The following is a 3,105-nucleotide window of genomic DNA, read 5'->3' on the forward strand; positions in this document are numbered from 1 at the left end:
TAGGTACCAATACACATTCAAGTGTTCTTGGGTTTTACTCCATTCTTAACGAATGAAGCAAAACATATTTGAGTCCGGCAAAATCGAACGCTATCTCGCTCATTCAAATAATGAGATAGCAAACTTTGGTTGTTTGACTATAAAAGACCCTTTGGGGTTGTATGGTTAAGTGACTAAGCGTACACGGTGGATGCCTTGGCAGTCAGAGGCGATGAAAGACGTAGTAACTTGCGATAAGCCCAGATTAGGTAGTAACAACCATTTGAGTCTGGGATTTCTGAATGGGGAAACCCACGTGCATAAGCACGTATCGTTATGTGAATTCATAGCATAACGAGGCGAACCGGGGGAACTGAAACATCTAAGTACCCCGAGGAAAAGAAATCAACCGAGATTCCGAAAGTAGCGGCGAGCGAAATTGGATTAGCCCTTAAGCTTATTATGCGTCAGGTGAAACTTCTGGAAAGTTGTGCGATACAGGGTGATAGCCCCGTAACCGGCAACGCATTTTAAGTGAAATCGAGTAGGGCGGGACACGTGATATCCTGTCTGAATATGGGGGGACCATCCTCCAAGGCTAAATACTACTGACTGACCGATAGTGAACCAGTACCGTGAGGGAAAGGCGAAAAGAACCCCTGTGAGGGGAGTGAAATAGAACCTGAAACCGTGTACGTACAAGCAGTAGGAGCCCACTTGTTGGGTGACTGCGTACCTTTTGTATAATGGGTCAGCGACTTATATTCAGTGGCAAGGTTAACCATCTAGGGGAGCCGTAGGGAAACCGAGTCTTAACTGGGCGCTCAGTCTCTGGATATAGACCCGAAACCAGGTGATCTAGCCATGGGCAGGTTGAAGGTTGAGTAACATCAACTGGAGGACCGAACCGACTAATGTTGAAAAATTAGCGGATGACTTGTGGCTAGGGGTGAAAGGCCAATCAAACCTGGAGATAGCTGGTTCTCCCCGAAAGCTATTTAGGTAGCGCCTCGGACGAATACTACTGGGGGTAGAGCACTGTTAAGGCTAGGGGGTCATCCCGACTTACCAACCCTTTGCAAACTCCGAATACCAGTAAGTACTATCCGGGAGACACACGGCGGGTGCTAACGTCCGTCGTGGAGAGGGAAACAACCCAGACCGCCAGCTAAGGTCCCAAATTACTACTAAGTGGGAAACGATGTGGGAAGGCTCAGACAGCCAGGATGTTGGCTTAGAAGCAGCCATCATTTAAAGAAAGCGTAATAGCTCACTGGTCGAGTCGGCCTGCGCGGAAGATGTAACGGGGCTAAGTAGTAAACCGAAGCTGCGGCAATGCACTTTGTGCATTGGGTAGGGGAGCGTTCTGTAAGCCGTTGAAGGTGTGTTGTAAAGCATGCTGGAGGTATCAGAAGTGCGAATGCTGACATGAGTAACGATAAAGGGGGTGAAAAACCCCCTCGCCGGAAGACCAAGGGTTCCTGTCCAACGTTAATCGGGGCAGGGTGAGTCGACCCCTAAGGCGAGGCCGAAAGGCGTAGTCGATGGGAAACGGGTTAATATTCCCGTACTTCTTACAATTGCGATGGGGGGACGGAGAAGGCTAGGTGGGCCTGGCGACGGTTGTCCAGGTTCAAGTGCGTAGGCTGAAGAGTTAGGTAAATCCGGCTCTTCTTAAGGCTGAGACACGACGTCGAGCTACTACGGTAGTGAAGTCATTGATGCCATGCTTCCAGGAAAAGCCTCTAAGCTTCAGATTGTAAGGAATCGTACCCCAAACCGACACAGGTGGTCGGGTAGAGAATACCAAGGCGCTTGAGAGAACTCGGGTGAAGGAACTAGGCAAAATGGTACCGTAACTTCGGGAGAAGGTACGCTCTCGACGGTGAAGTCCCTCGCGGATGGAGCTATTGAGAGTCGCAGATACCAGGTGGCTGCAACTGTTTATTAAAAACACAGCACTGTGCAAAATCGTAAGATGACGTATACGGTGTGACGCCTGCCCGGTGCCGGAAGGTTAATTGATGGGGTTAGACTTCGGTCGAAGCTCTTGATCGAAGCCCCGGTAAACGGCGGCCGTAACTATAACGGTCCTAAGGTAGCGAAATTCCTTGTCGGGTAAGTTCCGACCTGCACGAATGGCGTAATGATGGCCACGCTGTCTCCACCCGAGACTCAGTGAAATTGAAATCGCTGTGAAGATGCAGTGTACCCGCGGCTAGACGGAAAGACCCCGTGAACCTTTACTACAGCTTGGCACTGAACATTGACCCTACATGTGTAGGATAGGTGGGAGGCTTTGAAACGCAGTCGCTAGATTGCGTGGAGCCGTCCTTGAAATACCACCCTTGTAGTGTTGATGTTCTAACGTCGACCCCTTATCGGGGTTGCGGACAGTGCCTGGTGGGTAGTTTGACTGGGGCGGTCTCCTCCCAAAGCGTAACGGAGGAGCACGAAGGTGGGCTAATCACGGTTGGACATCGTGAGGTTAGTGCAATGGCATAAGCCCGCTTGACTGCGAGAATGACAATTCGAGCAGGTGCGAAAGCAGGTCATAGTGATCCGGTGGTTCTGAATGGAAGGGCCATCGCTCAACGGATAAAAGGTACTCCGGGGATAACAGGCTGATACCGCCCAAGAGTTCATATCGACGGCGGTGTTTGGCACCTCGATGTCGGCTCATCACATCCTGGGGCTGAAGTCGGTCCCAAGGGTATGGCTGTTCGCCATTTAAAGTGGTACGCGAGCTGGGTTTAGAACGTCGTGAGACAGTTCGGTCCCTATCTGCCGTGGGCGTTGGAGAATTGAAAGGGGCTGCTCCTAGTACGAGAGGACCGGAGTGGACGAACCTCTGGTGTTCGGGTTGTGTCGCCAGACGCATTGCCCGGTAGCTAAGTTCGGGATCGATAACCGCTGAAAGCATCTAAGCGGGAAGCGAGCCTTGAGATGAGTTCTCCCTGATACTTTAAGTATCCTAAAGGGTTGTTCGAGACTAGAACGTTGATAGGCAGGGTGTGTAAGCGTTGTGAGGCGTTGAGCTAACCTGTACTAATTGCCCGTGAGGCTTAACCATACAACACCCAAAGGGTTTTGATGGACTCAAATAGAACATTGAATGTGTAAGAA

The 3,105-nt window shown here is 50.6% G+C and carries 1 rRNA gene; it reads left to right on the forward strand.

Annotated features, from left to right (window positions below):
* The first annotated feature begins 163 nt into the window (after positions 1 to 163).
* A 23S ribosomal RNA gene (locus VSA01S_RS19375) occupies positions 164 to 3,052 on the forward strand.
* Positions 3,053 to 3,105: the final 53 nt, after the last annotated feature.

Source organism: Vibrio sagamiensis NBRC 104589 (assembly GCF_007990935.1).
GTDB classification, from domain to species: domain Bacteria; phylum Pseudomonadota; class Gammaproteobacteria; order Enterobacterales; family Vibrionaceae; genus Vibrio; species Vibrio sagamiensis.